The sequence below is a fragment of the Thermoflexus sp. genome (assembly GCF_042408365.1).
Lineage (GTDB): Bacteria > Chloroflexota > Anaerolineae > Thermoflexales > Thermoflexaceae > Thermoflexus.
This window is the reverse complement of sequence record NZ_JBHOQJ010000221.1, coordinates 1-5,000: the sequence shown is the minus strand read 5'-3', so window position 1 is coordinate 5,000 and position 5,000 is coordinate 1. Positions and strand designations below refer to the sequence as shown.

General features: G+C 62.5%; 5 protein-coding genes. All 5 read left to right on the top strand.

What is annotated here, in order from left to right; translation table 11 throughout:
- Positions 1-234: 234 nt before the first annotated feature.
- The 5 genes from ACFMO5_RS10485 to ACFMO5_RS10465 all read left to right on the top strand — a co-directional run bounded on the left by ACFMO5_RS10485 (position 235) and on the right by ACFMO5_RS10465 (position 4,920).
- The gene (locus ACFMO5_RS10485) at positions 235-1,194 is read left to right on the top strand and encodes an alcohol dehydrogenase catalytic domain-containing protein (RefSeq protein WP_376792699.1); all 960 of its coding nucleotides are present in this window, start codon (positions 235-237) and stop codon (positions 1,192-1,194) included.
- Between the two features lie 152 nt (positions 1,195-1,346).
- Positions 1,347-1,982 (top strand): polyphenol oxidase family protein, encoded by a 636-nt coding sequence (locus ACFMO5_RS10480; RefSeq protein WP_376792698.1) that lies wholly within the window; start codon positions 1,347-1,349, stop codon positions 1,980-1,982.
- Entirely contained in the window at positions 1,957-3,234 is a 1,278-nt protein-coding gene (locus ACFMO5_RS10475) for a metallophosphoesterase (RefSeq protein ID WP_376792697.1), read from the top strand. The genes ACFMO5_RS10480 and ACFMO5_RS10475 overlap by 26 nt, the downstream gene beginning before the upstream one ends.
- Positions 3,234-3,611, top strand: a complete 378-nt coding sequence (locus ACFMO5_RS10470; protein ID WP_376792696.1) for a hypothetical protein — start codon at positions 3,234-3,236, stop codon at positions 3,609-3,611. Before ACFMO5_RS10475 ends, ACFMO5_RS10470 begins: the two co-directional genes overlap by 1 nt.
- Before the next feature lie 256 nt (positions 3,612-3,867).
- On the top strand, positions 3,868-4,920 hold the full coding sequence (locus ACFMO5_RS10465) for a PIN/TRAM domain-containing protein (RefSeq protein ID WP_376792695.1): 1,053 nt from the start codon (positions 3,868-3,870) through the stop codon (positions 4,918-4,920).
- Positions 4,921-5,000 lie beyond the last annotated feature (80 nt).

Here is a 5,000-nt window from a genome sequence, read left to right as displayed (position 1 = left end):
CGATCTGGGGCCGCCTTCAGCGGCCCCCAGCCCCCAAAGGATTTTTCTCCCCTCTCCCCTTCGCCGCATATCCCTGAAACCCAAGCGGACAAAGCGCTATGCTATAATCAGATCGAAATGTTACATTCTGCCCTCCACGTGGGTCCCGGTTTATCCCTTTTCGCATGGAAGAACCTCACGCTAACGTGCCTGGCTATAAACTAAGCGTATCCTGCCTCAACGGAGGAGCTTACGGTGCTGGCCGTTTACCTCAATCGGGGGCTGGAGATCCGAAGGGATTACCCGATGCCCTCGCCGCCGCCCGGTGAGGCCCGCATCCGGGTAAAGATCGCCGGGATCTGCAACACGGACCTGGAGCTGATGCGCGGCTATCTCGACTTCCGGGGCGTTCCCGGTCACGAGTTCGTGGGCGTTGTGGAGGAAGCTCCAGATCGCCCGGAATGGGTGGGCAAGCGGGTGGTCGGCGAGATCAACGCGGCCTGCGGGGTCTGCCCCACGTGCCGCGCCGGGCGTCCCACCCATTGTCCGAATCGAACCACGTTGGGCATCTCCGGCCGCGATGGCGCGTTCGCGGAATATCTTCTCCTGCCGGTCGTTAACCTCCACGAAGTACCTCCGGAGATCCCGGACGAAGCCGCCGTTTTCGTCGAGCCCCTGGCCGCTTCGCTGGAGATCCTCCAGCAGATCCACATCCACCCGACCGATCGCGTGGTGGTGCTGGGGGATGGCAAGCTCGGCCAACTGGTCGCCCAGGTCCTGCGGCTGACCGGATGTGACCTCCTGGTGGTCGGGCGGAACCGGAATAAGCTGGACCTCCTGGCCCGGCACGGGATCCCCACCGCCCCCGTCGACGAAGTCCGCGGGCTCTCCGCGGATGTGGTGGTGGAATGCACTGGCTCGCCGGAAGGCTTTCACCTCGCCCGCCAATGGGTGCGTCCCAGGGGGACGTTGGTGCTGAAAAGCACTTACCACGGCACGGTGGAGGCGAACCTGACGATGGTTGCTGTGGATGAGATAGCCGTGATCGGCTCTCGATGCGGGCCGTTCCCGCCAGCCCTCCGGCTCCTCCAGCAGGGGCTTGTGGACGTGCTGCCGCTGATCCACGCACGCTACCCGCTGTCGGAGGCCGCCCGAGCCTTCGAACACGCAGCCCAAAAGGGCGTATTGAAAGTCCTATTGGATGTGTCCCCATGATCCCATCGGCAGGCTGGGAGAAAGTTCAAAGAGGAGAACTCCTTTTCTATCGCTTCCGCAACCCTCCGTGGGGCGACCTCTCCCACGGCTTCCTCACCCGCAAGGGAGGGGTTAGCGCCCCGCCTTTTGCTTCCTTGAATCTGAGCGTTTCGGTGGGCGACGATCCCACAGCGGTTGCGGAGAACCTGCGGCGGGCCTTTGCAGCCATCGGACTGCGAGCGGAGGAGGCTGTCACCGCCTGGTTGATCCACGGGAATCGGGTGGCCCTGGTGGAGGCCCATCATCGGGGAAAGCTTCTGGAGGGCGTGGATGGATTGATCACTGCAGCGCGAGGGCTAGTCCTCTTCATGCGATTCGCTGATTGTATCCCGGTTCTGCTGGCGGAGCCTGCGCTCCCCGCCGTCGGCATCGTGCATGTGGGGTGGCGAGGCCTGGCGGCCGGGATCCTGGAGGCTGCCCTGGACGCCTTCGAGGTCCACCTGGGATGCCGCCCCTCGACGCTCTATGCAGCCCTCGGCCCGGGGATTGGAGGATGCTGTTACGCGGTGGGCGCGGAGGTTGTAGAGGCGCTGCGGCCCCGCCTTGGGAGGGCGCTCCCTTTATATCGAATAAACGGCGCGTGGCATCTGGATCTGCCCGAGGCGGTTCGACTGCATCTCCGCCGCCTCGGCGTTCCATCGGTGATCGCCGCTGGGGTGTGCACCGCATGCCACCTGGAGGACTGGTATTCCCATCGTGCGGAGAAGGGGAGGACCGGACGCTTTGGAGCCTGGATTCGAAATCCCTAAAGGGCTCGCCCCGCAAGCGCCGACCGGCGAACGCCTCTCCCGTCCGTCCCGACGCCGACGGTTCCGGCCGGGGACTGAGGCGAGTCCCTTCCACCAGTTGATGGTTGCTTTGAATCGCTTGGAACGCCTCCCATGGGCTTTGATTGGTCTGTGGACGCTTGCCCTGGGGATCGTCGCGGGGCTGGCCTGGTGGGAAGCCTCCCGCTCCATGGAAATCGGCGTCGGCGCGATGGGAACGTTCCTCGTTTTCGCTGGGTGCGACGCGTTGATGCTTATCCTGCTCCCTCGCCTGGGTTACTCCTTCGGTCCGCCCAAGCCCCCTTTTATCACCATCGTCTTATTCCGGCTCTTCCTGAGCCTGGGCACCCTTCCCCTTCGACCTTTCTCATGGGGCATTGGACTTGCTCTGATTGGCCACCTCGCCTTCACCGGCAATCTCCTGAACGCCCTTTATCGGGAACCTTTCCGCCTGACCCTGACGGAGCTGGTCATCACTTCGCCGAAGCTTCGGGGGATGCCTCCCCTCCGGATCCTCCACCTCACGGATCTACACCTGGAACGCTTGACCCATCGAGAGCAGCAAGTGATCCGCTGGGTCGACAACTTGGATCCCGACCTGATCGTCTTTACCGGAGATCTCTTGAATCTGAGTTACGTCTATGATCCCCAAGCCCAGGTCCAGTGCAGCCGTTTCCTGGAAGCCCTCCACGCCCCGCTGGGGGTTTATTTGGTCACCGGGACGCCCCTGGTGGATCCGCCGGAGGTGGTGCGACGGATCCTATTCGGGTTCACGCACATCACCTGGTTGGACAATCAGATCGTCCGTTTCGGGCAGCTTACTCATCGAGGACCTCAGATCTGCCTACTTGGTTTGACCTGCACCCATGACCCAGAACAGGATGGCGAGCGGCTACGGGAGCTGATGCAGCAAGTTCCTGCGCATGCCCTGACGATCCTGCTCTATCACTCACCGGACCTCTTTCCTGAGGCCAGCGCGCTGGGTGTTGATCTGTATCTGTGCGGTCATACCCACGGCGGGCAGATCCGTCTCCCCCTGATCGGCGCCCTGGTCACTGCTTCAATTTATGGGAAGCGCTATGAGATGGGCCTGTATCGTCGGGGCGGGACCACTATGTATGTCAGCCGGGGGTTGGGGATGGAGGGCCTGGGGATGCCGCGGATGCGGCTGATGTGCCCGCCCGAGATCGTCTTGATCCATCTGCAGAGCGACGAGCCGGAGGAATCCGCGTGATGCGACGCCATCTGGAAACCGGGATCTCTCTTCTCCTCGCGCTGGCGGTCGTAGGGGTTGGATGTGGGATCTGTCTGCTAGGGACCCTGGCTGTGCGAGGGGATATCTCCTGGACGCTCGGAGGAGCTCAGTATCGAATGTGGCTGATCCGAGAGCGAGAGGGGGTCGGCCTGGCCCTCTCCCAGACAGTCTCCTATCGGGGCCACGAAGGAACCTTGTGTCAGCGCACCAGCGTCTGGTTCTGGCTCTGGACCCCCCGCCTGGAACTCCAATCGGTGGATTATCAAGAATGCACATCCCTCCCCTTGCAAGGACAGACCAATCGGGATAATCCTCCCCTTCCCAGAGGGGACGCCCACAAGGGGGGCGCCCCGTAACGATTCCGCCCGGTCCTATTCGGTGGAGAAAACCCGCGGAGCAACGCCCATATCTGTATGGCGCGAGAACGGCTGAATCGTTACTTGCTCCTCTAAAAGGTCTAAGGCCGGACTGTGGGGGCAGGCCTTGGGCCTGCCCCATCCTTTTGCTCGCCCCCGTGTGTCCGCAAGAGGGTAGCCCCACGGTTTGCTTGCTCTTTGCATGGCCTCGGGTGTAAGATGAATTCTGCTCATCTCGCACTTATCCGGAGGCTTTATGGACTTCGAACGTTTCCTTCGCTTGATCGGCATGCTGGTGCTGGGGGTCGCGGGATGGCGATTGGGGATGGATGCAGCGCGGCTGGGGCTGGATTCGCGTCCGGCGTGGCAGTTCGCCTTGGCCTTCAGCCTGGTCGGCGCGATCATCGGCCTCATCATCACGCCGTGGCTCACCGTCCGCCCAGCGGCCATGATCCGTCAGATCATTCGGCCGATTCCCTTACAGCAACTCATTGCCGGCACGATTGGCCTGATCCTGGGGCTGATTATGGCCGGGCTGGTCTCTTACCCCCTCTCCCTGCTGCCAGACCCCCTGGGGCGGGTGATGCCTTCCCTAGGAGCGGTGTTCTTCGGCTATCTGGGCCTCACCGTGGCAGGCACCCGCTATAAGGACCTGCTGGCTATGCTCCCCCGTCACCTGCGCGAGGGCCGTGAGGGGGAGCACCTGATCCTCCTGGACACGAGTGTGATCATCGATGGGCGGATCGCCGACATCGTGCGCACTGGGTTCGTGCAGGCCACCCTTCTGGTGCCACGCTTTGTTCTAAACGAGCTCCAGCACATCGCCGACTCGCAGGATCCCTTGCGGCGCAATCGAGGCCGCCGGGGCCTGGAGATCCTAAACCGGATGCAAAAGGAAGGCCACGTGCCGGTTCGGATCGTCGATATGGATGTGGAAGGCAGGGAGGTGGATGAGAAGCTGATCGCCATGGCCCGCCGCTTGCGCTGTCCGATCATGACGAACGATTACAATCTCAACCGGGTGGCTGAGCTGCAGAATATCCGTGTCCTCAACATCAACGAGCTGGCCAATGCAGTGCGGATCGTCCTGCTGCCTGGGGAAACATTCGCACTCTCCATCATCCAGGAAGGGAAGGAGCCCGGACAAGGCGTGGGTTATCTGGAGGATGGGACGATGGTAGTGGTGGAGGAGGGGCGCCGCTACATCGGGCGGGAGATCCCAGTGGTGGTGACCAAAGTGCTTCAGACTGCGGCAGGCCGGATGATCTTCGCCCGGCCGGAGGAGCTGATGCGAGGAAGCTCTCCTTAATTTGATTGATAAATAAGGCCGAACGGCCCTTTATGCAAATTCCCAGGGGATCTTCGGGGGCTGGGGGCCGCCTTCGGCGG

Excerpts from the sequence above, each read along its gene's own strand:
- ACFMO5_RS10470 (WP_376792696.1), top strand. The coding sequence starts at position 3,234 with ATGCGACGCCATCTGGAAACCGGGATCTCTCTTCTCCTCGCGCTGGCG.
- ACFMO5_RS10465 (WP_376792695.1), top strand. The coding sequence starts at position 3,868 with ATGGACTTCGAACGTTTCCTTCGCTTGATCGGCATGCTGGTGCTGGGG.